Here is a 26,412-nt window from a genome sequence, read left to right as displayed (position 1 = left end):
CCGGCCCTGGCCAGGGCCTAGGCCGCATCATTCAAATGACAGGCGCTGAGTTGCTCCGGCGCGACTTCCTTCAGCAACGGCCGCTCTGTCTTGCAGCGCGGCATGGCATGTGGACAACGCGGATGGAACGCGCAGCCCGTCGGCGGATCCAGCGGCGAGGGCAGTTCGCCCTTGATCGGCAGGTAGGTGCGCCGCCCGGGCTTCAGCGTGGGCAGTTCTTTCAGCAAGGCCTGGGTGTATGGATGGTTGGCGTGCCGGAAAACGGTATCGGTGGGCGCCAGTTCCACCACGCGTCCCAAGTACATGATAGCCACACGATCCGAAATATGGCTGACGACGCTGAGATTGTGGCTGATGAAAAGATAGGTCAGGTCCAGTTCCGCGCGCAATGCTTCGAACAGGTTCAGCACCTGGGCCTGGATCGATACATCCAGCGCCGCGACGGCTTCATCGCAAACGATGACGGACGGCTTGAGCGCCAGGGCCCGCGCAATGCCGATGCGCTGCCTCTGGCCGCCCGAGAATTGATGGGGATAACGCTGTGAAAAACTCGCATCCAGGCCAACCTGGCGCATCAGCCCGGCTACGTACTCCGCCTTGTCCCGCGCCCGGACCAGGCCATGGGCCACGGGAGCTTCGCCGATGATTTCCCGCACGCGCATGCGCGGATTCAGGGAAGCATAGGGGTCCTGGAAAATCATCTGCACGCCCAGTTCGTAGGCGCGCCGTTGCGGCCCCGTCAGTTCCCGTACCGGCTTTCCCCGGTAGTGCACTTCTCCGGCGGTCGGCGGCAGGATCCCCGACACGATGCGGCCCAGGGTGGATTTTCCACAGCCCGATTCGCCCACGATGCCAATCACTTCGCCCGGCATCACGTCGAGGTCCACGCCGGCCACGGCATGCACGACCTGTGTCTTCAGGCCCGCCCCCAGCAGGTTGGCAATGCGGCCGGCCAGGTCCACGTGCTGCACGAAGCGCAGCTCGACCTGCCGCAGCGACAGGATGGGATGGGCGGTGTCGTGTTCCGCTGCGCTCATTTGATGTCTGGGCCTCCTGCATGCCAGCAGCGCACCCATTGCGCCGGACGGACTTCCACGGGCTGCGGCTCGGCCAGACAGGCCTCGGTCGCGCGTGGACATCGCCCCCGGAACGCACAGCCTTGCGGCAGGTTGAGCAGCGACGGCGTCATCCCGGGAATCGGCACTAAGGGCTGGCCGCGGGATTCCGGCGTGGGAATGGAGGCGATCAGACCATGCGTGTACGGATGCATGGGATGGCTGATCACGGCCTCGGTGCTTCCGGTTTCCACCACACGGCCCGCATACATGACGGACACGCGGTCCGCCAGCCCGGCCACCACCGCCAGGTCGTGCGTGATCCAGATCAGCCCGGTGCCGGTCTCGCGGCACAGCTTCTGCACTTCGAACAGGATCTGCCCCTGTATCGTCACGTCCAGCGCGGTCGTCGGTTCGTCCGCAATGATCAGGCGCGGCGAGTTCAAGAGGGCGATGGCGATCGCCACGCGCTGCCGCATGCCGCCCGACAACTGGTGCGGATAGGTCCGCAGACGTTCTTCGGGCGATGGGATGCCCACCATCGCCAGGGTCTGCAGCGCACGCTGGCGCGCCTGTGCGCGCGTCGCATTGCTGTGCGCCTGGACCGCCTCGATCATCTGCGTGTCTACGCGCAATACCGGGTTCAGGGTCATCATCGGGTCCTGGAAGATCATCGCGATCTCCTGGCCCCGCAACTGGCGCCAGCGCGCGGGCGTGGCGCAACGCAGGTCTTCCCCGTTCAGCAACAGCTGGCCTTCCACGATGCGGCCCGGCGCGTCCAGCAGCCCCATCAGCGAAAAGCCCGTAATGCTCTTGCCCGACCCCGATTCGCCCACCAGCCCCAGGATTTCGCCTTCGGCCAGTGTCAGGTCCACACCGTCCACCGCCTTCACCACGCCGTTGCGCGTGAAAAAGTGCGTCTTCAGCCCATGCACCTCGAGAATCGGTTTGGGCGCTGCCGATGGTTTTTCCACAAGCGATGTCTGCATGGCGCCGCCCCTCAATTCTCGTGGCGCGGGTTGAGCACATCGCGCAGGTGGTCACCCACCAGATTGATGGCGATGATGGCCAGCGCCAGGGCGATGCCGGGAAAGAAGGAAATCCAGTACTGGCCGGACAGCAGGTATTCGAAGCCGTTGTAGATCAGCATGCCCAGCGAAGGCTCGGTCACCGGCACGCCCACGCCCAGGAACGACAGCGTCGCTTCCAGCGCGATGGCGTGCGCCAGGTCGATGGTGGCGATCACGATCAGCGGCGGCATGCAGTTCGGCAACACATGGCGAAACAGCACGCGCCCCCACGACAGGGACATGCAGCGCGCCGCCTCCACGTATTCCTTGCCGCGCTCGACCAACGCCGCGCCCCGCGCCGCCCGCGCAAAATACGCCCACTGCACGACGATCAGCGCGATGATCACCTTATCCACACCTTTGCCCAGGATCGCCAGAAGCATCAGCGCAACGAGGATCGCCGGAAACGACAGCTGGATATCCACAATCCGCATCAGCAGGGCATCGATGCGGCCGCCGAAATAGGCCGCGATCAGCCCCACGGTAGCGCCGATGCCGAAGGCGGCGAGCACCGACACGGTCGCCACCAGCAAGCTCGTGCGCATGCCATAGAGGATGGCCGACAGCAGGTCGCGCGCCTGGCCGTCGGTGCCCAGCCAGTAATGCATGGCGCCGTCGCCGCTTTCGCTGCCGGGCGCGAGCTTGGAATCCATGATGTCCAGCACGGCCAGGTCGTACGGATTCTGCGGCGCGATCCACGGCGCCAGCAGCGCAGCGCCCACGATAACGACCAGCATGACCAGGCCCACCGTGGCCAGCTTGCTCGCAAAGAAATCCGACAGGAAGCGGCGCCAGGGCGTCTGCTCCTTGGATTTTGCCGGCGCGGCGGCGATGGAGGCAGGCGTATTCATCGGCGGCTATCCAGGCGTACGCGGGGGTCCAGCACCGTATAGATGATGTCCACCACGAGGTTCAGCATGACCAGGAAGAACACAATCAGAAGCAGGTAAGCCACCACCACCGGACGGTCCAGGTTGATGATGGAATCGATCAGCAGCTTGCCCATGCCCGGCCACGAAAACACGGTCTCGGTCACGACGGCGAACGCCATCACCTGGCCGAACTCCAGGCCCGCAACCGTCACCACCGGGATCAGGATGTTCTTCAATAGGTGCACGCCCAGCACGCGTCTTTCCGACAGGCCCTTGGCGCGCGCGAACTTGATGTAATCCATGGGCAGGGCCTCGCGCGTGGCGGCCCGGGTCACACGGATGATCATCGCGCACTTGGCGAATGCGATCGTGGCCGCAGGCAGCGCCAGGCTCAGCCAGCCGTCGAGCGTCAGCACGCTCAGCTGCAGGGAGCCGATGCTGACCGTCTGTCCTCGCCCGCCCGCCGGCACCCAGCCCAGCATCACCGCGAACACCATGATGAACATCAGGCCGACCCAGAAATTCGGCAGCGAGAAGCCCAGCACCGATCCCGTCATGATCGCGCGCGACGCGGGCGCGTTCGGCTTCAGGCCGGCGCGGATGCCCAGCGGCACGCCGATCAGCACCGACAACAGCATGGCCACGCATGCCAGCTCCACCGTGGCCGGCATACGCTCCAGGATCAGGTGCATGGCGGGCTCGCCCGTCAGGAAGCTGTTGCCGAAATCGCCGCGCACCGCCTGGCCCATGAAGATCAGATACTGCCGCCACAGCGGCAGATCCAGGCCCAGCGACGCGCGCACCGCGGCGCGCTGCGCCTCGGTGGCCTCCGGGCTGGCCAGCATCGACACCGGATCGCCCACCATGTAGATGCCGGCGAAGACCAGCGCCGACATGACGAGCATGACGACGATGGTCTGCAGCAGCCTTCTTACGATCGTTGCAAGCACGAGATGCCGCCCGCCGCCCGCGTTACTTCTTCAGGGTCGCGAACTGCGAGAGCGTGACCTGGTCCGGCCGGCCCTGATAGCGGATGTCGTTCTTCATGGCCCACACCGACAGCTCGAAATGGATGGGCAGCATCGCGTAGTCGTCCATGGCAATATTGCTGGCCTGGGACAGCAGTTGGGCGCGCTTGGCCTCATCCATGGTGGACGACGCTTCCTTCACCAGCGCATCCATTTTGGGATTCGAGTAGCGGCTTCGGTTGGTGGTGCCCAGACCCGCTTCGGGATTGCGCGTCACCAGCAACGACGTCAACGCGTTGGACATTTCGCCGCTCGTCACTGACCAGCCCGCCAGGTACGCCGAGAACGCGTAGCTGTCGCGGTTCTTGAAGAACACCGGGGGCGCCAGGGCGTCCACGCTGGTCTTCACGCCGATACGGGTCCACATCGAGGCGATTGCCTGCGCCACCTTCGAATCGTTGACGTAGCGCCCCGACGGCGAACCCAGCGTGATCGAGAAACCGTTGGGATAGCCGGCTTCCTTCAGCAGGGCCTTGGCCTTTTCGACATCGGCCTTGGGCGCCTTCGAATGCTCTTTGCTCGAACCGAACATGGGATAGGGCAGCAAATTGCCCGCCGGCAGCGCCACGCCGCCCATCACGCGCTCGACCAGCGCCTGGCGGTTGATGGCCAACGACAGCGCCTCGCGCACGCGCTTGTCCTTCATGGGGTTCTTGTCCGTGCCCTGTACGCCGGGCGAGGGCTCCGCGAACTGGTCGAGCGCGACGTACACCACGCGCACCGACGGCGTTTCTTCGACGAAGAGTTTCTTGTCGGCCTTCAGCTTGGGCAGGTCATCGGTGGGAGGATCCTCGATCATATCGACGTCGCCGGCCAGCAGCGCCGCCACGCGCGCCGCCGCGTTGCTGATCGGACGGTAGACCACGCGGTCCCATTCGGGCTTCTTGCCCCAGTAGTTATCGTTACGCGCCAGCACGAACTCCGCGCCCCGCTTCCATGACACAAACTTGTACGGGCCGGTCCCGATCAGGCCATCGCCGCTGTTCAGTTCGGTGGTCGTCTTGCCTTCGGCGGCCGGCCCCGACGCCGCCTTCTTGGACATGATGGGCAACTGGGCCAGGTTGACCAGCAGGTTCGGCGCCACGTCCTTGGTCGTGATGCGCACGGTTTGCGGGTCCACCGCTTCGGTCTTCTCGACCGACCCCAGGTACAGCGTGAACGGCGACGGGCTGTTTGGAACCTTCGGCACGCGCGCATAGGTGAAGACGACGTCTTCCGCCGTGAACGGCGTGCCATCGGAGAACTTCACGTTGGGGCGCAGCTTGAACGTCCAGACCTTGCCGTCCACGGTCCAGGATTCGGCAAGCGCGGGCTGCGGTTTGAGTTGCGCGTCGGTCGCGACCAAGGTGTCGAAGATAGTCTGGGAGATCTGCGTATTGGGCGTGAGCGCGTGGTACTGCGGATCCATGGAAGAAGGTTCGGTCTTCAAGGCGATCACCAGATCGCGGGCCATGGCCGAACTGAGTGTGCCAAACGCCAGAATCACCGCGGCCGAGCCGCAGGCCAAGACACGCGAAAACCGAGATGCCATTGTGATCTCCCAGAGTTGTTTCGGGTTTTGAACCTCCGGGCCACAGTAACCACCAAACAAGCCCCCGCGCAACAGTTATATTCCCTTATTGTTCTCGCTTCGCCTTCGCTGAAATATGTCCGCCTACGCCCCCATCGCCGCCATTGCCACCGCCCCCGGAAGAGGCGGCATCGGCGTCGTGCGCGTCTCCGGCGCGGACCTCTCCGGGCTGATGCGCCACCTGTTCCAGCGCGAGCTCACCCCGCGCCACGCGCACTACCTGCCGTTCAAGGCCGAAACCGGGGAACTGCTGGACGAAGGTATCGCCATCTACTTTCAGGCGCCTCATTCGTACACCGGCGAAGACGTGCTGGAATTGCAAGGCCACGGCGGTCCCGCCGTGTTGCGGCGCGTGCTGGAAAGCTGCCTGGCCGCCGGCCGAGACCTCGGCGTCCGGCTGGCCGAACCCGGTGAATTCACGCGCCGCGCCTTCCTGAACGACCGCATGGATCTGGCCCAGGCCGAGGCCGTGGCCGACCTGATCGACGCATCGTCGGTGGCGGCTGCGCGCGGCGCCATGGCCTCCCTGTCAGGGGAGTTCTCAGCCCGCGTGAACGACCTGTCCGACCGCATCATCCATTTGCGCATGCTGGTCGAAGCCACACTCGATTTCCCCGAAGAGGAAATCGATTTCCTGGAAAAGTACCAGGCGCGGCCCACCCTCGAAGCGCTGGCCGCCGACCTGGCTGGGCTGATCGCGCAGGCCCGCCAGGGCGTGATCCTGCGCGAAGGCCTTCATGTCGTTCTCGCCGGGCAGCCCAACGTCGGGAAATCCAGCCTGCTCAATGCACTGGCCGGTGACGACATCGCCATCGTCACGCCGATCGCGGGCACCACCCGGGACAAGGTGGTGCAAGAGATCCACATCGACGGCGTGCCGCTGCACATCGTGGACACGGCCGGCCTCAGGGAAACCGAGGATACCGTCGAGAGCATCGGCATTGCCCGCACCTGGCAGGAAATCGAGCGCGCGGACGTCATCCTCCACCTGCAGGACGCCACCCAGCCCGGCGACGAGCTGGACGCCCAGATCACCGCCCGTCTGCCGCCCCGCACGCCCGTCCTCAAGGTGTTCAACAAGGTAGACCTGCTGTCCACCGCCTTCGCCGCGGGCCCGGGCGACCTGGGCATTTCAGCCAAGAGCGGCATCGGCCTGGATGCGCTGCGCGCGGAATTGCTGCAGATCGCAGGCTGGAACCCGGGGGCCGAATCCCCATGGCTGGCGCGCGAACGGCATCTACGCGCCCTGCAGGATGCCGCGGAGCACCTGGCGCTCGCGGGCGAACATGCCGGACAGGACGACCGGGTCCTGGACCTCTTCGCGGAAGAGCTGCGCCTGGCTCACGACAGCCTGTCCAGCATCACCGGCAAGTTCACCAGCGACGACCTGCTGGGCGAGATTTTTTCCAGCTTCTGCATCGGGAAATAGGTCGCGCCACCGAGCGCATGCCGCTACGGTTTGCGGGCCGCTTCCACCAGGCATTCCGACAAGCGGTCGAAATGCTGCAGCGCGGCCTGGCTCAATTCGACCTGCTTGCGGCGGGCATCCTCGGTATCCACGAGCAGGACCCAGCCCTTTTCACGCATGGACTTCAGGCGGGCATGCAGTGTCGCAGGCGAGCCGATGCTGTCCACGGCCATGACATCGCGCACGGACAGGCGGCGTTCTTCCTGGGAGGCGCGGGCGACGAGCGTCAGGATGCGTTCCTCCACCGGGTCCAACGATGGCAGGGAAGGCAAGCCGCGCAGCGCTTCTGCAAGACGCAGGAAGCGCATATAGATGTCGGCGGGCCTCTTTCGTTCTTTCATGGATAATGCGTGCGGCGACCGATGCCAGGGCGAAAAGTGGACGATGATACTTAGGATATGGACAACATTCTAGGTCAGGCAAAATGGGCCCTGACGACGGCTATCCTGTTCCTTGCAAGTCTTGCAGTCAACGAGTGGGTATTCACGAACCTGGAGTTCGTCCGGGGCATCAACTGGATCTATCTGCCTGCGGGCGTACGTCTTGTCGGCACGCTGCTGCTCGGCTTGCCGGCCGCGATCGGCTTGTTGATCGGGTCCTGGATCGCCTGCTTTTTCTACTACTTCCCTGACGATGTCGTGCGCTCCCTGGCCGGCGGCATCATGGCCGCGGCGGCTCCCTACCTGGCTTATCGCTGGGCGCGGGCGGCGCTGCATCTGCGGCCGGACCTCGGTAACCTCACGGCCTGGCGCCTGGTCGTCTGCGCGGTCGTCTATGCGCTGGTAAACACGACGATCCACCACCCCTGGTTTTTCTTCCAGGGGGAACGAGCCGCGCTGCCGGGCGGATTCGTAGCGATGTTCACGGGAGACGTAACGGGGTCGCTGTTCGTGCTGTACGCGCTGAAGACCGTCGTGGCATTGCTGCGGTGGCTCCCCGCCGGGCCGCGGGCAAGCGCAGTCAAGGAGAACGCGGCCGACTGAACGCTCAGTTCGCCATCGTCGCCGGATCCCGTTCCGGCTCTTCGCCGTCCAGGTCCCGCGCCGCAGCTTCCAAGCCGCAGCGTTTCAAAACCTGGTCCAGGCGTTCCGCCAGCAGGCGCATATCGCGGCCTCTTTTGCCATGCAGCAACCGGCCAAGCGCGCCAAGGTTCAGCGCCATGGTCCGCAGTTCCGACTTCTCGCTTTCCGAGAGCGCTTCGCCCTGATCCAGGCAGCGCTCGGCGCGGCCCAGAACGGCCGCGCACGCCCCGTGGAACCTGGAGAACTCCTCCCAGAGATTGGGCGGGCCGCTACCCGCCGGAACGGACTTTCCGGATGCCATGAACGCTCCTGTGGGGAACCGCGCAGCAATTTTTCCTGGGGCCGCATACTTCAAAAGAAGCGTGACGCGACATTTTTATTATAAATTTTATAACTATTTTGCCGGGCATTCCCGCGGGGGCGAAACCTCCGTATATTCTGGGTTCGCCAGCCCGCGCCCGGACGGCATGCGGGCCGGCGATTCGATGGTTTTCCTTGCGTCCAGGATCCCCGTGCCATTCGACATCCGTCCCGCCACCGCCGACGACCTATCCGCGATCGAACAGATCGTCGAGCGCGCATACGCGCCTTATATCTTGCGCATCGGCGCGACGCCAGGCCCCATGCTGGACGACTACCGCGCCCGCGTCGCGCAGGGCGTGGTCAGCGTGCTGGAAACGCAAGATGGCATCCAGGCCATCCTGGTGCTGATTCCCGAGGCGGACTGCCTGCTGCTGGACAATATTGCCGTGTCGCCCGACGCCCAAGGCAAAGGTTATGGAAGCCGCCTGCTCCGGTTCGCGGAAGACGAGGCGCGCCGCCTCGGCTACGCCAGCATCCGCCTGTACACGCAGGAAAAGATGACCGAGAACATCAGCATTTACCGCGGCCATGGTTACGTTGAAACGCACCGTGCCGAAGAGATCGGCCTGAAGCGCGTCTTCATGAAGAAAGCGCTTTCCTGAAGGTCTTTTTCTTCGTTAAAAAATACGAGTATTTACTCGTAATTCATAGTGAGGACTTTTCTTCGTCTTTCCCGCCAGCTGCTGCAAGCCGCGCGCGCCGGTTGCTGGCCAGCGATTTCGCGTAGACGGAATCTGGCCGGATACGATGCGCGATCACATAGCCGGTCACGCACGCCAACATGAGCGGCAACATCACTTCGTAGCTGAGCGTCATCTCGAATATCATCAAGATCGACATCAACGGCGCATAGGTGGTGGCCGCCAGCAGCGCCCCCATGCCGACGATGGCATAGCTGGATACCGCCGACAGATCGCCGGCGGGAAACAAGGCCTGCAGGCCGGTGCCATACAAAGCGCCCAGCGCCGCCCCCACGAACAGCGTGGGCGTGAAGACGCCGCCCACCGCGCCCGAACCGACGCTGGCCGCGGTCGCCAGCGTCTTCAGCAACAGAATGGCGGCAACGGCCTGCCACGCCCACTGCGTATGCAGCATGCTGTTGACCACGCTATAGCCATTCCCCCAGACCTCGGGATTCACCACCGACAAGGCGCCCACGATCAGGCCGCCCATGGCCATCCTGGCCCACAACGGCAATGGCAGCCGGCCGAAGGCGCTGCGCGCCACGTCCAGGAACCGCAGGAATTGCGGCGCCGCCAGGCCGGCGATCAGGCCCAGTCCCAGATAGTTGATGACTTCCCAGCCGGACACGAAATCGAAGGGCGGCATATGGAACACGGCATCGTAATGCAGGATCTGGCGCGTCACGATGTTGGCCACGACGGACGATACGATCAGCGGCACCAGCGTCGCGGACGAAATCGCGCCATAGACGATCTCGGAAATGAATAACGCGCCGGCGATCGGCGCGTTGTAGGCGGACGTGATGCCCGCGGTGGCGCCGCAGGCGACCAACAGCCGCAAATGCCTGGGCGGCAGGACCAGGTATCGGCCCGCCAAGGACGACAGCATCGCCGCGAGCTGCACCATGGGGCCTTCTCGCCCGATAGAAGCGCCCGATCCGATGGAAAAAATGGATGACAGGCTGCGGGCCACCGTCTGGCGGAACCCGATGATGCCACGCCCAACCGCAATGGCTTCCATGTAGTCCGCCGCGCCACGCCTGGGCAACCGTTTCGCGGCCAGCTGCAGGATCGCGCCTGCGATCGCGCCCCCGACAGCCGGCATCAGAAACCGCTGCCAGGGACTGAGTCCACGCGCCAGGGACACCATGCCGTGGGGAACATCGCCCCCGCCGAGCAATATTTGCGTCCAGCCCAGCAATTCCCGGAAGACGACAGTGGCCAGCGCGCCAAACAGGCCCATCAACGCCGCTGCACACACCGTAACCGGCAGATTGTCGGCCAGCAGACGGCTTCTCAGCCAGGTCGCCCAGCCCGAATTCTTGATTCTGATTTCTCTCGCCATGGCGCGATTCTACGGCGAAACCTGCTCACTTTTTGTTCAGTCCCCTGTAAAGAAAGGCCAGATGCCTCCCCCCTGATCCCGGGTTGCGAAGACGGCTTACGGAGCCTCTGCAGGCCTCTGGAAGGGCAAAAAAGCGGGGGGTGCCAAAGCGCGTTTTTCGGGGTAAAAGTGCCACTTTTGCCACCCGATTCCGGAAATCGGCCTGTGGATAACTCCTAAGGCGGCTGGTTGTGCACATTTTGTGGAGGCAAGTTGAACAAGCAGGGGTTTCGGGCAGGGGTCAAAATCTTGTCCAACTTCAACTTTTTTCCCACACAGAGTTCTTGCACAGGCAAAAACGGCTCCAAGCTCATGAAAAAAAAGAGGTTTTCAAGGTTAAGGTAGTTATCCACAGCCCTTATTAATCATTAGTCTTTATATAAAGAGAAATAAAGGAAAAGCCAAACATGTTTTCCCATTCCGCCCAGCCATCCCCCCCCGGACTCCGTCCATGCGCATCCTTCTGATAGAAGACGAAGCCGAACTTGCCCGCTGGCTTTCCAGAAGCCTCGCCAGGCATGCCGGCTTCGTTGTCGAATGGGCTGATGACGGGCTGGTTGCAGAACGGCGGTTGGCGATCGAAGAATTCGATGCCGTCATCCTGGATCTCGGACTTCCCGGCATGGATGGCCATACCTTGCTGGCGAAGATCCGCGCGCGGGACGACCGTACGCCGGTGCTGGTCTTGACCGCGCGCGATTCGCTGGCCGAAAAAATCGGGACCCTTCACCAGGGCGCTGACGATTTCCTGCCGAAACCGTTCGTTGTGGAAGAGTTGGAAGCACGGTTGATTGCGCTGATCCGGCGCAGCCGTGGACGCGAACATCCGCGGCTTACCCTGGGAAACCTGGTTTTCGAAACTGCTGCGCAAAAATTCACGGTCAACGGACAGCCCCTGCAGTTATCCCCACGTGAACATTCCGTACTTCGGGTGCTGATCCAGAAAAGCGGCGAACCCATCAACAAGCAGCAGATCCTGGACCGCATCCTTACGGACGACGCGGACATCAACCTGGAGGCGATCGAGGTCCTGGTACACCGCTTGCGCAAAAAATTGGCAGATACCGGCGTGCAGATTGTGACCATGCGGGGCATGGGCTACTGCCTGGAGAACGCTGTTGACAACTAGAAGTGCGAAAAAAACCGGGCAAAAACGGAACCGGACCCTGAAGACCCAGTTGCTCTGGTGGCTGATTCCGACGCTGGTTTTCGTGATGATGGGCGCGCTCTGGCTGTCCAACCACCAGTTGCGGAACCAAGTCGACATTGCCTATGACCGTTCGCTTTCCGGAGCGCTGCGCGCCATCGACCACAACATATCCACAGCCAGCGGTGGATTAGCCATGGAGCAGCCGTACCTGATGCTGGAATTTTTCGAGCTGACAGCCAATGGCAGCGTGTTCTACCGGGTCGCGACCGAAGATGGGCTGGCGGAAATCGGCCATCCCGACCTGCCCATGCCCGCGGAACCGCTGGTTTCCGGCGAGCCGCGTTTTTTCTATGCGACCTACCAGGGAACCCCGGTCCGCGTCGCGGCGCTCGCGCGCCCCATGGATCCCCCCCTGTACGCAAACAAAGGGGGACGAGTTATTGTGCAGGTCGCGGAAGGCCTGGATACCCGCCAGGCGTTCCTCCACCAGGTCCTGGTGCGCTCCGTGGAGCGGGACCTGGCCGTGATCCTCATCAGCGTCCTGCTGATCATCCTGGGCGTTTTCATGGCCTTGCGGCCCCTGGTCCGATTACGGCAGGAAGTGGAAGGGCGGTCTGCAGACGATTTAAGCCCCGTCAGCGCGTCCGACATGCCAGGGGAGGTCCTACCCCTGGTTGCGGCCGTAAACCTCCACATGGCCCGTTTTGCGGCTCAGGCGAGGGTCCAGAGCCAGTTCTTGGACGACGCCTCGCACCAATTGCGCACGCCGCTGTCCGTTTTGCGTACCCAGACGGCCTATGCCCTGCGAGAAACAGACCCCCAGGAGGTCCGTACAGCCCTTCTGGCGATGCAGGAGGGCCTGGACAGGGCCGTACGTACCACCAACCAAATGCTCGCTCTGGCGCGCGCTAAGGACGCTTCCCTGGCCGAAGGCGGTTTCGTCCCTGAATCCGTCGACCTGGTCGACCTGGCCGATGGCGTCATCCGGACTCTGCTTCCCACGGCCCGGGTCCGCCAGCTGGACATCGGCCTGGAGGCCGAACAGCGGCCGGTGGTCGTACAGGGGGCCGACTGGCTGCTGCGCGAGGCGGTCAGCAACCTGGTGGACAACGCCATCCGCTACACCTCGCCCACAGGGGAGGTCACCGTGCGGATCCAGGCCGATGCCGGGCAGGCCCGGCTGGTTGTCGAGGACAGCGGCCCGGGCATGTCCGCGGAAGACATCGCCCGCGCTTGCGTCCGCTTCCGCCGGGGAGCGGCCGGCAAGAACAAGCCTGGCGCCGGCCTGGGGCTGGCCATTGTGGGCACCATTGCCGAAATCCTGGGCGCGCGCCTCGTCCTGGAAAACCGGGCGCCGTTGCCCGGCTTGAGGGCTGCCTTGGTGTTTACCCTCGAATCAACGCCGGATGCTGCGATGCGTCATTAAAACGACAGCTTTTGAAAGGTATTGGAAAGCTTCGATTTTGTACGGTTGCGTCCACTGGGGCAGCCATTGCGGAAAACCGTCAGGGCGGGGCTTCCAGCCATACCTAGACCTATAAATCTCGGAGACGCAAGAATGCAGACGAGTCTGAAGCTGCGCCTGGCCGCCGTTGCGGCGCTTGGCGCGATTACCCTGTCCCTGGGCGCCGCCCAGGCAGCCGAAGAGCCCCGCCGCCCGGAATGCATCGCGCCGGCCCAGCCCGGCGGGGGTTTCGACCTGACCTGCCGCCTGGCCACGGAAGGCCTGAAGCAAAGCGGCGCGCTCAAGACCGCCATGCGCATCGTCTACATGCCTGGCGGCATCGGCGCCGTGGCCTACAACAACATCGTGGCCCAGCATCCCAACGAGCCGGGCACCATCGTGGCGTTTTCGGGCGGTTCGCTGCTGAACCTCGCCCAGGGCAAGTTCGGCAAGTACAACGTCAACGATGTGCGCTGGCTGGCCGCTATCGGCACGGACTACGGTGTTGCGGTGGTTCGCAACGATTCCCCGTACACCGACCTGAAAGGCCTGATGGAAGCCTTCAAGCAGGATCCGACCAAGATCGTGCTGGGCGCAGGCGGTACCGTGGGCAGCCAGGACTGGATGAAGGCCGCGCTGACCGCCAAGGCGGCCGGCGTGGATTTCAAGAAAATGCGCTTCGTTGCCTTTGAAGGCGGCGGCGAGGCCGTGACGGCGCTGCGCGGCGGCCATATCCAGGCCTACATGGGCGACGCGGCCGAAGCGTTCACCATGCTCGAGGGCGGCGCTCCGATCCGCGTGCTGGCCGTGTTCAACGATCAGCGCCTGCCGGGCAAGCTGGGCACCGTGCCCACGGCCAAGGAGCAGGGCTACGACATCGTGTGGCCGATCATCCGCGGCTTCTACGTGGGTCCCAAGGTGTCCGACAGCGACTACCAGTTCTGGATCAACGCCTTCGAGAAGGCAAGCAACTCCCCCGAGTTTGGCAAGCTGCGCGAACAGCAGGGCCTGTTTCCGTTCAACAAGACCGGTCCCGAACTGGACGCGTACGTGAAGGATCAGGTCAAACGGTACGGCGAACTGGCTGATTCCTTCGGTCTGGTCAAGAAGTAAGCGCCAGGCCTTTTCTCCCAGGATTGCGCCCGACAGGGCTCTCCCGCCGCGGTTTTTTCCGCGGCGGCGGGGGACGCTGCGCCGCGCGATGCGACTACAACGGAAAAGTGATCATGAACGATCGAATATTGGGGCTGGCGGCGTTGGCGCTTTCTGTCTTCATGACCGCGGCGGGATGGGGAATCGAAGCCCCATTCGCCTATGAACCGGTGGGCCCGCGCGCCTTCCCCCTGCTGCTGGCGCTGATCATCGGGTTGTGCGGCCTGTGGCTCGTCTACAAGGGCGGCCATGCGGTCGAGGCGAATCCTCCGGGCGCCAACGGCCGCATTGCGCTGATGGTGGTGTTTGCCGCCGCCTATGCCTTCCTGTTCCAGTGGCTGGGCTTCGTGATCGCCACGTCGTTGATGACGGTATTTGTCGGACGCCTGTTCGGGGGCGGCTGGATCAAATGCGCCATCGGCGGCGTCGTCATGAGCCTTTTCTTTTTCGTGCTGTTCGACAAAGTGCTGGACGTCGTCCTGCCGGGCGGACTGCTGGGGAGCCTGATATGAGCGCCATTCTCGATCATTTGACCATTGGCTTCGGCGTCGCCTTTTCGCTGACGAACCTCCTGGTGGCCGCCATCGGCTCCTTCTTCGGAACCATGGTGGGCGTGTTGCCGGGGCTGGGTCCCATCAACGGCGTGGCGATGCTGATTCCGATCGCCTTCGCCATGAACCTGCCGCCCGAGACGGCGCTGATCCTGCTGGCGGCGGTGTATGTGGGCGCCGAGTACGGCGGCCGCATCACCTCCATCCTGCTGAACGTGCCCGGCGAGGCCAGCGCCATCATGACGACGCTGGACGGCTATCCGCTGGCGCGCCAGGGCCTGGCCAACGTCGCCTTGTCGCTGTCTGCCTGGTCGGCGTTCTTCGGCGCCATCGTGTCGGTGGTTGGCATCATCCTGCTGGCGCCGCTCCTGGCGAAATGGGCGCTCGCATTCGGCCCCGCCGAGTACTTCGTGCTGATGATTTTCGCGTTCTGCTGCCTGACCAGCTTGCTGGGCAAGCAGCCTGTGAAGGGCGTGCTCGCCGCGATGATCGGGCTGTCGATTTCGGTCGTGGGCGTGGATGCGAATTCGGGCGTCTACCGCTATACCTTCGAGTCGGTGCACCTGGCCGACGGCATCGATTTCGTCGTCGTCGTGATCGCGTTGTTCGCGGTCAGCGAGATGCTGGAAATGCTCGAAAAAGTGATGGCGGGCCACAGCGTCGAGGTCAAGCCCAGTGGCCGCAAGATCTTCAACCTGAAAGAGCTGATATTCACCTGGTGGAGCGTCGTGCGTAGCGCGTTCGTCGGTTTCGGCGTCGGCGTGCTGCCGGGGGCGGGAGCCAGCGTCGCCGCGGCCGTAGCCTACTCGCAAGAGAAGCGCATCATCGAAGCCAAAGACCCGGAGGCGAAGTTCGGCAAGGGCGATATGCGCGGCCTGGTGGCGCCTGAAGCCGCCGCGACTGCGTCGGCCATCGGCTCTTTCGTTCCCATGCTGACCTTGGGCGTGCCCGGTTCGGGCACCACCGCGGTAATGATGGGCGCGCTGACCCTCTACAACATCACGCCGGGCCCTGTCCTGTTCGAATCCAAGCCCGACCTGGTGTGGGGATTGATCGCTTCGCTGTTCGTCGCCAACGTTCTGCTGTTCATCATGAACGTGCCGCTCGTGCGCCTGTTTTCGAAGGTGCTGTCGGTACCGGGCTGGCTGATGGTGCCTGGCATTCTCTGCATCAGCTACATCGGCGTGTACGCGATCAACGCGGGTACCTTCGATCTGCTGCTGGTCGCCGGTATCGGGACGCTGGGCTACTTCCTGCGCAAGTTCGGTGTGCCGATGGCGCCGCTGGTGTTGGGCGTGGTGTTGGGCGACATGATGGAGCAAAATCTGCGCCGCGCCTTGTCGATTACGGACGGAGACGTGAGCGTGCTGTTCGCCAGCCCTGTCGCGATCGCCTTGTGGGCAGGCGCGGCCGCCGTCGTGATCGTGCCGCAGATCATGCGCCGGGCACGGGCCGCGAGAAAGGTTGCCGCCGATCCGGTTTGATGGGATGCCGGCGCGTCCGCTGGAGAGCCCGCAGACGCGCCGGATCGTCACCGGAAATTGCATGGGGCGCCTCGCGGCGCCCCTTTTTTATAGCTTGAAAGCAGCAGAATTTAAATATGAGCTTTTACTCGATATTTGAAGAAATGATGCTGTTTTCAGGGGGTGAAACGCAATTCTGAATGGATCAGACTTGCGCCAGGCGTTCCAATGCGGCGTCCAGCGTGGCATCCTTTTTGGCGAAACAGAATCGCACGATGCGGTGGTTCGATTCGGGCGCGTCGGGCTGGCGGTAGAACGCCGATACGGGTATCACGGTGACGCCGTTTTTCACGGTGAGATCGCGCGCGAAATCGGCCTCGTTCTGCTTGGAAATGTGGCTGTAGTCGGCCAGCAGGAAGAACGTTCCGGGGCTGGGCAGCGGGCGGAACCGGGTCTTCTCCAGACCCCGCGCCAAGCGGTCGCGCTTGGCCTGGTAGAAGGCCGGAAGATCCAGGTAGGGCTTGGGATCGCGCATGAATTCGGCCAGCGCGAACTGCATGGGCGAGGGCACGGTGAAGACCATGAATTGGTGCACTTTGCGCAGCTCGGCGCTGAGCTGGCGCGGGGCGCAGCAATAGCCGATCTTCCAGCCGGTAGTGTGATAGGTCTTGCCGAAGGAAGAAATCACGAAGGCGTGCTCGGCCAGCAGGGGGCGGCGCGCGATGCTGGCATGCGGTTTGCCGTCGAACACGATGTGCTCATAGACCTCGTCGGAGACCAGCAGGACGCCGGTGTCGCGCACGATGGCTTCCAGGGCATCCAGGTCGCTGTCGTCGAGCACCGCGCCAGTGGGGTTGTGCGGGAAGTTCAGCATCAGGAGACGCGTTTTCGACGTGATGGCGTCGCGCACGCGCTGCCAGTCGATGCGGTAGTACGGGTCGTCTTCGATGGGCGCCCGCAGCGGCACCGGCACCGCCGTGCCGCCCGCCAGCCGGATCGCGGGCAGGTAGGAGTCGTAGCAAGGTTCGATGACGACGACTTCGTCCCCGCTGCCCACGGCCGCCAGCACGGTGGCCATCAACGCTTCCGTGGCGCCGCTGGTAACCGTGATTTCGGTTTCGGGGTCGTAGGCATGGCCGTAGAGTTCGCGCGTCTTGGCGGCGATGGCTTCGCGCAGGGGCGCGACGCCGGGCATGTAGGGATACTGGTTATGGCCGTCGGCCATGGCCTTGGAGACCAGCTCGCACAGGGCAGGATCCGGATCGAAATCGGGAAACCCCTGGCCCAGGTTGATCGCCTTGTGTTCGATGGCCAGGCGGCTCATCACGGTAAAGATGGTGGTGCCAACGTCGGGAAGTTTGGATCGGATCATGGTGAACGGAGAAGTGGACGCTGCTAGCAAAGAGAGTTTTCGTAAGTATCCCACTAACTCATAATTCGGTTTTCTCGTGAGCTTAGGGCGCGGAAGGGGACGTGGTGCGGAATATAGGGTGGAGGGTGCTGGGTGGTTTTGCGATTGCGCTGATCGGAGCGTTGCTGGCGGTGCGGGCGCATATTCCCCTGCCATGGATGCTTGGCGCGCTGCTGCTGACGGCCGCGACGCGCATCGGAGGCCTGGGCACGGCTTGCCCCAGGCCGGCGCGCAATGGCGGGCAGTGGGTAATCGGAACGTCGCTGGGCCTCTATTTCACACCCCAGGTGATCGGACACATCGGCAGCAACGCGGGGCCCATCATCGTCGGCATGCTGTTCGCGCTGGCGCTGGCTTTCATGGGCACGGCGATCCTGCGCCGTTACACCGACGTGGATTTCAAGACGGCGTGGTTCGCGTCGGCGATCGGCGGCGCAAGCGAGATGGCCAGCCTCGCGGAACGCCACGGCGCGCGCATAGACCGGGTGGCGACGGCGCACAGTGTGCGGGTGCTGCTTGTCGTCGTCACGGTGCCGTTCATTTTTCAGTGGTGGGGCGTTGCGGGGCTGGATCCCACCATTCCGGGCCCGCGCGAGGTTCACGGTGCCGGATTGGCGCTGCTGATTGCCCTGACCTGCATCGGCGGAACGGCCTTCATGAAGCTGCGGCTGCCAAATCCCTGGGTGCTGGGCCCGATGCTTGTCGCCATGATGCTGACGGCCTCCGGTATCGAGTTGTCGGCTCTGCCGGACTATGTGCCGAAGGTGGGGCAGTTGTTTATCGGTTGGTCGTTGGGCGACCGTTACCGGCCGGATTTTTTCCGGGCGGCGCCGCGTTTCATTGCGGCGGTTGCGGCCTTCACGATTACCGCCCTGGCGCTGGCATTCGGTTTGGGCGCGTTGCTATCGTGGTGGTCTGCCGCGCCTATTCCCACCTTGATCCTGGGCACCACGCCGGGGGGCATTGCCGAGATGGCCATTACCGCCAAAGTGTTGCAGCTGGGCGTGCCGGTGGTGACGGCATTCCATGTAACTCGGATGGTATTCGTCGTGATTGTTACCGGGCCGCTCTATGCCGTCCTGGCCGCGCGGCAGGCGGAATCTGCGTGAATCAGACGTGTTCAAGTCTGAAAAATACGACATTGGGGAAAACAACTATATGAGTCTGTAATGCGTGGTGAGTATGCTGGTCAGGCAGTTGATTCAAGCAGCGCGCGGACTCGTTCTGCAGCTTGGCAGCAAGCGGGAACGCAGCAGCAACGCAGGTATCGCTACCGGTCGTTCAGTTCTCACGGCGTCCTTGATTCATTGCATTTCGAGTTAATTACAGGACGCTAGAAAAAATGGCTCAGAAGGGCAAAGTTAAGTGGTTCAACGCTGACAAGGGTTACGGTTTCATTACGCCGGACGTCGGTGGTACCGATGTTTTCGCACACTTTTCTGCCATCCAGGGCCGCGGCTATCGCAGCCTGAACGAAGGCCAGGAAGTCGAATTCGAAGTTAAGGATGGTCCGAAAGGACCTCAAGCGGCCGAAATTCGCCCGCTCTAAATCGGGAAATCCCAATTTCCCGTCCGCCAGGTTCGACCTGGCTACAACGCCCCAAGACCTTCGGGTCTGGGGCGTTGTTTCATTTGCGGCCCTGATTTTCTCTCCGCATGCGCGGATTGTTAGTGTTTACTAACATATCCTCGACCCGTGGATAAGTTTGTGGATAATTATTTTTGGGCATGAGGCTTTTGGTGCTCAGTAATGAAGCAAGCGGGTTATCTTGCCCTGGGTTTTGCACAGTTATCCCTATTTTCTTGAATCGATTTCCGCGCGCCATGGTTCGTCGTTGAACCAGTGCGGCCTCGGTCATGCCGAAGGGAAAACACGATATTTCCCTAGCAAATACATGTGTTTGGCACGATTTTGGCTGGAATCTGCGGTAAGCCCAGGGCAGGGCAGCCTTATCTTCCCAATCGGTATCGCTTCGATTTTGGGCCAACCGGGGACGGTTGTTCACAAAGATATCCCCATCCCGGTTATGCACAGAATTACGCCTTTCGGCCTCCATATTCGAGGCCTGCGCCTGTGGATAGAAATGGGGATAGGAAGGCCGATTCAGACTTTCGGATAACGCCGGGGCGGAGCGAGGAAAGATTGGCGGTCGCCACCGCCAGTCAAGCGAAGCGGCGCAGGCCGGCCGAGCGCGGCTGGGTGACGCATGAGAACCTGGCTTCGACGCGGGTGCTGTTCTACGGGTTTTCCACAGCGCGCTGAGGATAACCTGGATCTCAGCCAAATGGATGATGGTGCGGCATTGGCGGGAAGCGCAAGATGCTTGCTTGGTCAACGAATCGTGCGACGGGGCGGGATCCACGAACTCGGCAAGTCCGCAGGATAAATACCACATCTGATAACGCTGGGGATAAGTCAGACAAATCGCATGGTTGGCGATTTTGACCTTGGAAGACACGCCAGGTTCCCTGCTGTCCCTCGCGGCCTACCCCGGATCTTGAGACATGTTGGCCGCTCACTTCATCTTATCCACAAAGTTTTCCACGGTGATTCGTGCTTTAAGCGCGCAGTCCAAGCAGCCATTTCTGGCAAACCATTTCTTCCTTTCTTGAATGTGTGCACAGCGCGCCCCATAGGGAAGGCGTTGCGCATTTGTGCATTTTCATGGATCTGGGTTGTTTACAGGTGCGGCAGCTTTCGTCGTCTGGCCTGCCGGATTTGGATCTGCCCTGCCGACTTATCCCCAGAGTTGTTCCACGTGAAACGCCTTTCAGGCAACGCAGGGCATAAAGGGTTTGTTGATAACTCTGTTATGAACTTGATGGCCAGGATTCGGAGAGCATAGGCCAACCTCTCGGAGAATCTGCAGGTAGCCACGCGACTGGATGATGGGTTCCGCAGTGGCATGGTTTCGGCTAAGAAGTTCAGCGGGCAGTGAATTTCTCCGATGATGGGCTTCATCGACAAGCTGTTGCGAACGGTTGGATGTCTCGGCCAGGCCCATCGTCGAGATATCGGTCGTCGTCCAGATTCTTCGATGCGACTTTGCCGGCTCCTCAGAATACCTTGTTCGCGCTTCTGGTCGACCGTTGGGTCTGTTCATGTTTCACGTGAAACTGAGAAAAAGTGGTTTGTTTAGGGGTAGGGGTAGGGTAGGGGGAAAAATGTCAGTTTTTTTTCGTATTTCTTGCACAGAAGGGAGCAGCGATTAGGCAGTTTCTTTTATCTATTTGCACTGGGTCTGACATGCTTGCGCGGATCCTACTTATTCAGATCCGCTGTTTCACGTGAAACATAGGCATGCATTTTTTAGGGAGCACCGTGCTGACTCTGGCTCCAAGCAGAAATTTCACGTGAATTGCACTTCTGAGTGACACGATTTCTTGCGCAAAAGGGTGTTCCACGTGGAACATCCGCGGGTCGAACTGCCAAACCTTCAATCATCAGAACACGCCGCGACAATTAATTTTGAATAATCTGGTCTGAACTCCGTAGCCATTAAGTGTCATGGGCGTAGTGTTCTAGGGACAAGTTGCCAGCGGCTCGAGGTGGAGAGGCATACATCCTTTCCGATGTTCCACGTGAAACATCCATTGAATGATCACGTCCAGGTCTGCTCGGTTGGCTCGTGCGGACGCTTTCTACGGTTTTGACTATGAATGGAGCACGTAGCAATTCCATCGGCGGGGTAAAGGCCAACCTGCATAGCCTACCCGCGTAACAGTACGCAGGCCTACCGATGTTTCACGTGGAACACTGATCGAGCCATGTCTCTATGCCGCGCGAGTAGATACTAGGCCTACCTGGCGTCATGTGTTCGCACGCAAGCGCCAAAGATACTGCAGGAGAGTGCTTATCCTTGCTTCGAGTGCACGGTCGATAAGCGCGTGGTAGATGTTCCACGTGAAACACTACCCCCATCCTTGGGGATGATGGGGCGTGAGAAGAGTATCGGTGCGAGCCCGTTATAGGCCGGTGGAGGCTCGTATCGGACTCCGATAGACAATCCACGCATTGCCGGATCGCGCGCGGGTGGTCAGTTTCGAAGGCCAACATTTCAGGTGGAACAGACTGTTGGCCAACGTCGGCGGTTGCTGGGCCAATCGGATCAACGCGTCAACCGCGATAGGCTGGCGGCTTCACATACTGACAGCGCAGTCGATGGCGTGGAGGCCATGCCGGTGCCGTTGTTTCACGTGGAACATCCCAGGGAAACACCGGCAAATGCCGACATATTGTGCGGAATCCGACGTACGCCGTTGCCATTTGCCTACGCCGCAAGACACTCGGGGGGCTCCTTTGCTGCACCGAAACATGTTTCACGTGAAACATGCAATGCCTGCCTCTATAATGAACACCGAACGCTCTCTTACCTCCCCATCATGGACTATCCCCGCGCATTCGATGTCATCGTTGTCGGTGGCGGCCACGCCGGCACTGAAGCGGCATTGGCAGCTGCCCGCACTGGCGCCCAGACGCTGCTGCTCACGCACAACATCGAAACCCTAGGTCAAATGTCTTGCAATCCCTCCATTGGTGGGATCGGCAAAGGCCATCTCGTCAAAGAAGTCGACGCCCTGGGCGGCGCGATGGCTTTGGCTACCGACGAAGCGGGGATTCAGTTCCGCATCCTGAATGGGTCCAAGGGGCCGGCGGTGCGCGCGACCCGTGCCCAGGCCGATCGCGTGCTGTACCGTAAAGCCATCCGTGGCCGCCTGGAGAACCAGCCAAACCTCTGGCTGTTCCAGCAGGCCGTCGAGGATCTGATGGTAGAGGGCGACCGTGTCGTGGGTGCCGTTACCCAGATTGGCCTGAAGTTCCGGGCCAAGACCGTGGTGCTCACCGCCGGTACCTTCTTGAACGGCCTGATCCACGTGGGCCTGCAGAATTACTCGGGCGGCCGGGCAGGGGATCCTCCCGCAATCTCCCTGGGCCAGCGCCTGAAAGAGCTCAAGCTTCCGCAAGGGCGCCTGAAGACCGGCACGCCTCCGCGTATTGATGGCCGTTCCATCAACTACAGCGTGCTGGAGGAGCAGCCGGGCGATCTGAATCCCATCCCCGTGTTTTCCTATCTGGGCAATGTCGGGATGCATCCTCAGCAACTGCCTTGCTGGATCACCCACACCAATTCCCGTACGCACGACATCATCCGCGGCGGCCTGGACCGTTCGCCGATGTACAGCGGCGTGATAGAAGGCGTGGGCCCGCGGTATTGCCCGTCGATTGAAGACAAGATTCACCGCTTCGCGGACAAGGAGTCGCACCAGGTCTTCCTCGAACCGGAAGGCCTGGATACGCACGAGGTCTATCCGAATGGTGTGTCGACCAGCCTGCCGTTCGATGTGCAGCTGGATCTGATCCATTCCCTGCCCGGTCTCGAGAATGCGCACATTCTGCGCCCCGGCTATGCCATCGAATACGATTACTTCGATCCACGTGGATTGAAGAGCACGCTCGAAACCAAAGCGATAGAGGGCCTGTTTTTTGCCGGCCAGATCAATGGCACAACGGGCTACGAAGAGGCAGCGGCCCAAGGTTTGCTGGCGGGCACCAACGCGGCGCTTCTGTCGCTGGACCGCGAGCAATGGACGCCGCGACGCGACGAAGCCTATTTGGGCGTGCTGGTGGACGACCTGGTCACGCGCGGCGTGACCGAACCCTATCGCATGTTCACTTCGCGGGCCGAATACCGCCTGAGCCTGCGCGAAGACAATGCCGACCTGCGCTTGACTGAAATTGGCCGCCAGCTGGGCATCGTCGACGATGTGCGCTGGGATACTTTCAACCGCAAGCGCGACGCGGTGGCTGCCGAGGTCGAACGCCTGAAATCTTCGTGGGTGAACCCGCGGGTGCTGCCTGCGGAAGTGGCGGAACCTCTGCTGGGCAAGGCGATTGAACGTGAGTACTCACTAGCAGATCTCCTGAAACGGCCGAACGTTTCCTATGAAGCGCTGATGGCGGCCCGCAATACGGACGGCACGCTGCTTGCCGGTCCCGGCGTGGCGGACGATGAGGTGCTCGCCGAGCAGGTTGAGATCCAGGTCAAGTACGCCGGCTATATCGCCCGCCAGCAGGACGAAGTGCAGAAGCACATTGCGCACGAACAGCAGCCGATCCCTGTAGACGTCGACTACGAGGCGGTGACCAGCCTGTCGTTCGAAGTGCGTCAGAAACTCAAGACGCATCGTCCTGAGACCATCGGCCAGGCCGCCCGGATTTCCGGCGTCACACCCGCTGCCATCTCGCTGCTCCTCATCCACTTGAAGCGCCTGCATTACGGCTCGCGCAAGCAAGCGGCATGAGCCCGCCGGGCCGCCCCAAGGGCGAATACCGCAGTGCGCAGCACGAAGGCGATCCCATCAGCCCGCCGGGCCGCCCCAAGGGCGAATACCGCAGTGCGCAGCACGAAGGCCGCACCGATCAGACCGGCGCCGATATGGCCAGCCGCCTTGCTCGCGCATGCGAGCAATTGGAGCTGGACGCCGACGCGGGCGCCATGGCAAAGCTGCTGGAATATCTGTCCCAGATGCAGCGCTGGAACCGCACCTACAACCTCACGGCGATTCGCGATCCGCAACAGATGCTGGTCCAGCATCTCTTCGATAGCCTGGCCGCCGTAGGGCCCTTCAGCGAGGCGCTGGGCGCGTCCGGCGCTGCGGCCAAGGTCTACGACGTCGGATCGGGCGGAGGCCTGCCTGGCGTTGTTCTGGCGATCATGAGGCCCAATTGGTCCGTGACCTGCGTGGACGCGGTTGAAAAGAAGACCGCATTCGTGCGCCAGATGAGCGGAGTCCTGGCTTTACCCAACCTGCAGGCGCAACACGCGCGCATCGAAACGCTGGCCCCGGCCGAGTGCAACATTGTGACCTCGCGGGCCTTCGCGTCCTTGGACGATTTTGCTCAACTCGCAGGTCGTCACGTGCGCAACGATGGTACCCTCGTCGCCATGAAGGGCAAGCTCCCCGAGGATGAGATCCAGGCGCTGCATGCGCGTGGGGAATGGCAAGTCGACCATATTCAGCCGCTGAACGTGCCGGAGCTGCAAGCGGAACGCTGCCTGATCTGGATGCGCCGTAGTCAAGGAACCCTATGAAGAACATACCCCCCAGCACAACCGCCCGCGTATTCTGCATTGCCAACCAGAAGGGCGGAGTGGGCAAGACGACGACCGCCATCAATTTGGCGGCGGGCCTTGCGACGCACAACCAACGCGTGCTGCTGGTGGACCTGGACCCTCAAGGCAACGCCACGATGGGCAGCGGCATCGACAAGAACTCACTCGAGTCGAACCTGTATCAGGTGTTGATCGGCGAAGCCGGCATCGAGCAGGCCCGCGTGCGATCCGAATCCGGCGGCTACGACGTGCTGCCTGCCAACCGGGAACTCTCCGGCGCCGAGATCGACCTGGTGCAGATGGAACAGCGCGAGCGCCAGCTGAAGGCCGCAATCGATACCGTTACGGGTCAGTACGACTTCGTCCTGATCGACTGCCCGCCCACGCTGTCCCTGCTGACTCTCAACGGGCTGGCCGCCGCCCATGGCGTCATCATTCCGATGCAGTGCGAGTACTTCGCGCTGGAAGGCCTGTCCGATCTGGTCAATACCATCAAGCGCGTGCATCGCAACATCAACGACGACCTGCGCGTCATCGGCCTGCTGCGCGTGATGTTCGATCCACGCATGACACTGCAACAGCAAGTGTCTGCCCAGCTCGAAGCGCACTTCGGCGACAAGGTCTTCAAGACCGTCGTGCCGCGCAATGTGCGCCTGGCCGAAGCACCCAGTTACGGCATGCCCGGTGTGATCTACGACCGCGCGTCACGCGGCGCGCAGGCCTACATTTCATTTGGTGCCGAAATGATCGAGCGCGTAAAGAAGGATCTGAAGTAAGCCGTATCCATGCACGCCACCGCGCTCTTTGCTCCGATGCAGACAACCGCCACGCGTACGCCGTCCGTCGACGTGCGCGACAGCCTGCGCGTGCGTCTGGAAGAGGCCGCGTTGAATGCGACGGCGGTCGGCGCGCAGGTGCTTTATGATGGCTGGCTGGTGCGTTTTGCGCATTCGCCTGTCAAACGCGTCCGCAGCGTGAATGTGCTGGGGTTATCCACACGTACGTTGGACGAGCGGCTGGCGTATTGTTCTTCGTTGTATGCGCGCCATGGCTTGCCCATGGTGTTGCGCCTTACCTCCATCGGCCCCGATTTTTCCCTCGACGCCGAGTTGGAGTCCCGCGGTTATACCTTCACCGACGAGACCCGAGTCATGTGCATGCCGCTCGTCCCCAGGCCCAGCGTCAGGGGCGACCTGCTATTTCTTTCGGTCGATGCCGATCGCTTCGCGGCGGTGGTAGGAGAGATGCGCGGCTCATTGCCCGAGCACGTCGATGAACACCGCAAGCGTCTCCAAGGACTGGCTGTGGATATCCTGCCGGTGCTGGCGACGGACGCCGCGGGAAGACGCGTCGCCGCGGGCCTGGGTGTCCGGGACGGCGACCTGCTGGGCCTGTTCGACATCGTCACCGATCCGGGGCAGCGGCGCAAAGGCTACGCCGGCGCCCTGGTGGAACATTTATTGGCAGAGGGCGCTACCGGCGGCGCCACGACAGCCTATTTGCAGGTTGAGCCGGAAAATTCAGCCGCGCGCGCCTTGTACGGCCGCTACGGTTTCAAAGACTGTTACGCGTATTGGTACCGCTTGCCCGCCGAGCACGCGGACGCCTGAG

Annotated in this window: 24 protein-coding genes; 14 read left to right on the top strand and 10 right to left on the bottom strand. The window is 62.3% G+C overall.

Annotated elements, in window-relative coordinates; genetic code table 11:
• Positions 1–17 precede the first annotated feature (17 nt).
• Genes AGI3411_RS12745 through AGI3411_RS12725 form a run of 5 tightly spaced genes read right to left on the bottom strand, consistent with a single transcriptional unit; the run spans position 18 to position 5,556 of the window.
• The gene (locus AGI3411_RS12745; protein ID WP_129527741.1) at positions 18–1,037 is read right to left on the bottom strand and encodes an ABC transporter ATP-binding protein; all 1,020 of its coding nucleotides are present in this window, start codon (positions 1,035–1,037) and stop codon (positions 18–20) included.
• Complete coding sequence (locus tag AGI3411_RS12740) at positions 1,034–2,044, bottom strand: ABC transporter ATP-binding protein (protein WP_129527740.1); 1,011 nt, start codon at positions 2,042–2,044, stop codon at positions 1,034–1,036. The genes AGI3411_RS12745 and AGI3411_RS12740 overlap by 4 nt, the downstream gene beginning before the upstream one ends.
• An 11-nt stretch (positions 2,045–2,055) precedes the next feature.
• Positions 2,056–2,976 carry an ABC transporter permease gene (locus AGI3411_RS12735; protein ID WP_129527739.1) on the bottom strand — a complete coding sequence of 307 codons (921 nt, stop codon included), beginning with the start codon at positions 2,974–2,976 and terminating at the stop codon, positions 2,056–2,058.
• Positions 2,973–3,947, bottom strand: coding sequence for an ABC transporter permease (locus AGI3411_RS12730; protein ID WP_129527738.1), 975 nt, complete (start codon positions 3,945–3,947; stop codon positions 2,973–2,975). The genes AGI3411_RS12735 and AGI3411_RS12730 overlap by 4 nt, the downstream gene beginning before the upstream one ends.
• 22 nt (positions 3,948–3,969) lie before the next feature.
• Positions 3,970–5,556, bottom strand: a complete 1,587-nt coding sequence (locus AGI3411_RS12725; RefSeq protein WP_129527737.1) for an ABC transporter substrate-binding protein — start codon at positions 5,554–5,556, stop codon at positions 3,970–3,972.
• 115 nt (positions 5,557–5,671) lie between these two features.
• Here AGI3411_RS12725 and mnmE point away from each other — a divergent pair, with 115 nt between their 5' ends.
• A complete protein-coding gene (gene mnmE, locus AGI3411_RS12720; RefSeq protein WP_129527736.1) occupies positions 5,672–7,024 on the top strand; it encodes a tRNA uridine-5-carboxymethylaminomethyl(34) synthesis GTPase MnmE in 1,353 nt (450 codons plus the stop codon).
• A gap of 23 nt (positions 7,025–7,047) precedes the next feature.
• Here the strand turns inward: mnmE and AGI3411_RS12715 are convergent, their stop codons facing one another.
• Complete coding sequence (locus AGI3411_RS12715; protein ID WP_129527735.1) at positions 7,048–7,404, bottom strand: winged helix-turn-helix domain-containing protein; 357 nt, start codon at positions 7,402–7,404, stop codon at positions 7,048–7,050.
• Between the two features lie 57 nt (positions 7,405–7,461).
• Between AGI3411_RS12715 and AGI3411_RS12710 the strand changes: the two genes are divergently transcribed.
• Entirely contained in the window at positions 7,462–8,046 is a 585-nt protein-coding gene (locus AGI3411_RS12710) for a hypothetical protein (protein ID WP_129527734.1), read from the top strand.
• 4 nt (positions 8,047–8,050) lie between these two features.
• On the opposite strand, the gene AGI3411_RS12705 is transcribed toward AGI3411_RS12710, so the two are convergent.
• A complete protein-coding gene (locus AGI3411_RS12705) occupies positions 8,051–8,386 on the bottom strand; it encodes a hypothetical protein (protein WP_129527733.1) in 336 nt (111 codons plus the stop codon).
• Positions 8,387–8,597: 211 nt separating this feature from the next.
• Here AGI3411_RS12705 and AGI3411_RS12700 point away from each other — a divergent pair, with 211 nt between their 5' ends.
• On the top strand, positions 8,598–9,050 hold the full coding sequence (locus AGI3411_RS12700; protein WP_244240339.1) for a GNAT family N-acetyltransferase: 453 nt from the start codon (positions 8,598–8,600) through the stop codon (positions 9,048–9,050).
• A gap of 43 nt (positions 9,051–9,093) precedes the next feature.
• Here the strand turns inward: AGI3411_RS12700 and AGI3411_RS12695 are convergent, their stop codons facing one another.
• On the bottom strand, positions 9,094–10,476 hold the full coding sequence (locus AGI3411_RS12695; RefSeq protein ID WP_129527731.1) for a ClcB-like voltage-gated chloride channel protein: 1,383 nt from the start codon (positions 10,474–10,476) through the stop codon (positions 9,094–9,096).
• Between the two features lie 490 nt (positions 10,477–10,966).
• Here AGI3411_RS12695 and AGI3411_RS12690 point away from each other — a divergent pair, with 490 nt between their 5' ends.
• The 5 genes from AGI3411_RS12690 (at position 10,967) to AGI3411_RS12670 (ending at position 16,296) form a co-directional block, all read left to right on the top strand.
• Positions 10,967–11,644, top strand: a complete 678-nt coding sequence (locus AGI3411_RS12690; RefSeq protein WP_129527730.1) for a response regulator — start codon at positions 10,967–10,969, stop codon at positions 11,642–11,644.
• A complete protein-coding gene (locus tag AGI3411_RS12685; protein WP_129527729.1) occupies positions 11,634–13,091 on the top strand; it encodes a sensor histidine kinase in 1,458 nt (485 codons plus the stop codon). The genes AGI3411_RS12690 and AGI3411_RS12685 overlap by 11 nt, the downstream gene beginning before the upstream one ends.
• Positions 13,092–13,223: 132 nt before the next feature.
• Entirely contained in the window at positions 13,224–14,222 is a 999-nt protein-coding gene (locus tag AGI3411_RS12680) for a Bug family tripartite tricarboxylate transporter substrate binding protein (RefSeq protein ID WP_129527728.1), read from the top strand.
• Between the two features lie 113 nt (positions 14,223–14,335).
• Positions 14,336–14,773 carry a tripartite tricarboxylate transporter TctB family protein gene (locus tag AGI3411_RS12675; protein WP_129527727.1) on the top strand — a complete coding sequence of 146 codons (438 nt, stop codon included), beginning with the start codon at positions 14,336–14,338 and terminating at the stop codon, positions 14,771–14,773.
• Positions 14,770–16,296, top strand: coding sequence for a tripartite tricarboxylate transporter permease (locus AGI3411_RS12670; RefSeq protein WP_129527726.1), 1,527 nt, complete (start codon positions 14,770–14,772; stop codon positions 16,294–16,296). Before AGI3411_RS12675 ends, AGI3411_RS12670 begins: the two co-directional genes overlap by 4 nt.
• Positions 16,297–16,480: 184 nt before the next feature.
• Here AGI3411_RS12670 and AGI3411_RS12665 read toward each other — a convergent pair whose 3' ends face one another.
• Positions 16,481–17,647, bottom strand: coding sequence for a pyridoxal phosphate-dependent aminotransferase (locus AGI3411_RS12665; protein ID WP_129527725.1), 1,167 nt, complete (start codon positions 17,645–17,647; stop codon positions 16,481–16,483).
• 101 nt (positions 17,648–17,748) lie between these two features.
• Between AGI3411_RS12665 and AGI3411_RS12660 the strand changes: the two genes are divergently transcribed.
• Positions 17,749–18,795: an AbrB family transcriptional regulator gene (locus AGI3411_RS12660; RefSeq protein ID WP_129527724.1), complete on the top strand. Its 1,047-nt coding sequence runs from the start codon at positions 17,749–17,751 to the stop codon at positions 18,793–18,795.
• 233 nt (positions 18,796–19,028) lie between these two features.
• Complete coding sequence (locus AGI3411_RS12655) at positions 19,029–19,235, top strand: cold-shock protein (protein ID WP_006216596.1); 207 nt, start codon at positions 19,029–19,031, stop codon at positions 19,233–19,235.
• Positions 19,236–19,314: 79 nt separating this feature from the next.
• On the opposite strand, the gene AGI3411_RS12650 is transcribed toward AGI3411_RS12655, so the two are convergent.
• Entirely contained in the window at positions 19,315–20,145 is an 831-nt protein-coding gene (locus AGI3411_RS12650; RefSeq protein ID WP_129527723.1) for a hypothetical protein, read from the bottom strand.
• A 1,924-nt stretch (positions 20,146–22,069) separates the two neighbouring features.
• On the opposite strand from AGI3411_RS12650, the gene mnmG reads away from it, so the two are divergent.
• The 4 genes from mnmG to AGI3411_RS12630 all read left to right on the top strand — a co-directional run bounded on the left by mnmG (position 22,070) and on the right by AGI3411_RS12630 (position 26,411).
• Positions 22,070–23,989, top strand: coding sequence for a tRNA uridine-5-carboxymethylaminomethyl(34) synthesis enzyme MnmG (gene mnmG, locus AGI3411_RS12645; RefSeq protein WP_129527722.1), 1,920 nt, complete (start codon positions 22,070–22,072; stop codon positions 23,987–23,989).
• Positions 23,990–24,123: 134 nt separating this feature from the next.
• Positions 24,124–24,780 (top strand): 16S rRNA (guanine(527)-N(7))-methyltransferase RsmG, encoded by a 657-nt coding sequence (gene rsmG, locus AGI3411_RS12640; RefSeq protein ID WP_129527878.1) that lies wholly within the window; start codon positions 24,124–24,126, stop codon positions 24,778–24,780.
• Complete coding sequence (locus AGI3411_RS12635; protein ID WP_129527721.1) at positions 24,777–25,577, top strand: ParA family protein; 801 nt, start codon at positions 24,777–24,779, stop codon at positions 25,575–25,577. The genes rsmG and AGI3411_RS12635 overlap by 4 nt, the downstream gene beginning before the upstream one ends.
• Positions 25,578–25,586: 9 nt before the next feature.
• Positions 25,587–26,411: a GNAT family N-acetyltransferase gene (locus tag AGI3411_RS12630; protein ID WP_129527720.1), complete on the top strand. Its 825-nt coding sequence runs from the start codon at positions 25,587–25,589 to the stop codon at positions 26,409–26,411.
• Position 26,412 lies beyond the last annotated feature (1 nt).

The organism is Achromobacter agilis (assembly GCF_900496965.1).
Taxonomy (GTDB): Bacteria; Pseudomonadota; Gammaproteobacteria; order Burkholderiales; family Burkholderiaceae_B; genus Achromobacter; species Achromobacter agilis.
The sequence above is the reverse complement of the archived record's forward strand: the minus strand, read 5'-3'. Positions and strand labels throughout refer to the sequence as shown.

What these genes read in the sequence shown, in the direction of transcription:
- AGI3411_RS12745 (WP_129527741.1), bottom strand. Translation starts at nt 1,037, where the DNA reads ATGAGCGCAGCGGAACACGACACCGCCCATCCCATCCTGTCGCTGCGG.
- AGI3411_RS12740 (WP_129527740.1), bottom strand. Translation starts at nt 2,044, where the DNA reads ATGCAGACATCGCTTGTGGAAAAACCATCGGCAGCGCCCAAACCGATT.
- AGI3411_RS12735 (WP_129527739.1), bottom strand. Translation starts at nt 2,976, where the DNA reads ATGAATACGCCTGCCTCCATCGCCGCCGCGCCGGCAAAATCCAAGGAG.
- AGI3411_RS12725 (WP_129527737.1), bottom strand. Translation starts at nt 5,556, where the DNA reads ATGGCATCTCGGTTTTCGCGTGTCTTGGCCTGCGGCTCGGCCGCGGTG.
- mnmE (WP_129527736.1), top strand. Translation starts at nt 5,672, where the DNA reads ATGTCCGCCTACGCCCCCATCGCCGCCATTGCCACCGCCCCCGGAAGA.
- AGI3411_RS12715 (WP_129527735.1), bottom strand. Translation starts at nt 7,404, where the DNA reads ATGAAAGAACGAAAGAGGCCCGCCGACATCTATATGCGCTTCCTGCGT.
- AGI3411_RS12710 (WP_129527734.1), top strand. Translation starts at nt 7,462, where the DNA reads ATGGACAACATTCTAGGTCAGGCAAAATGGGCCCTGACGACGGCTATC.
- AGI3411_RS12705 (WP_129527733.1), bottom strand. Translation starts at nt 8,386, where the DNA reads ATGGCATCCGGAAAGTCCGTTCCGGCGGGTAGCGGCCCGCCCAATCTC.
- AGI3411_RS12695 (WP_129527731.1), bottom strand. Translation starts at nt 10,476, where the DNA reads ATGGCGAGAGAAATCAGAATCAAGAATTCGGGCTGGGCGACCTGGCTG.
- AGI3411_RS12690 (WP_129527730.1), top strand. Translation starts at nt 10,967, where the DNA reads ATGCGCATCCTTCTGATAGAAGACGAAGCCGAACTTGCCCGCTGGCTT.
- AGI3411_RS12680 (WP_129527728.1), top strand. Translation starts at nt 13,224, where the DNA reads ATGCAGACGAGTCTGAAGCTGCGCCTGGCCGCCGTTGCGGCGCTTGGC.
- AGI3411_RS12675 (WP_129527727.1), top strand. Translation starts at nt 14,336, where the DNA reads ATGAACGATCGAATATTGGGGCTGGCGGCGTTGGCGCTTTCTGTCTTC.
- AGI3411_RS12670 (WP_129527726.1), top strand. Translation starts at nt 14,770, where the DNA reads ATGAGCGCCATTCTCGATCATTTGACCATTGGCTTCGGCGTCGCCTTT.
- AGI3411_RS12665 (WP_129527725.1), bottom strand. Translation starts at nt 17,647, where the DNA reads ATGATCCGATCCAAACTTCCCGACGTTGGCACCACCATCTTTACCGTG.
- AGI3411_RS12655 (WP_006216596.1), top strand. Translation starts at nt 19,029, where the DNA reads ATGGCTCAGAAGGGCAAAGTTAAGTGGTTCAACGCTGACAAGGGTTAC.
- mnmG (WP_129527722.1), top strand. Translation starts at nt 22,070, where the DNA reads ATGGACTATCCCCGCGCATTCGATGTCATCGTTGTCGGTGGCGGCCAC.
- rsmG (WP_129527878.1), top strand. Translation starts at nt 24,124, where the DNA reads ATGGCCAGCCGCCTTGCTCGCGCATGCGAGCAATTGGAGCTGGACGCC.
- AGI3411_RS12635 (WP_129527721.1), top strand. Translation starts at nt 24,777, where the DNA reads ATGAAGAACATACCCCCCAGCACAACCGCCCGCGTATTCTGCATTGCC.
- AGI3411_RS12630 (WP_129527720.1), top strand. Translation starts at nt 25,587, where the DNA reads ATGCACGCCACCGCGCTCTTTGCTCCGATGCAGACAACCGCCACGCGT.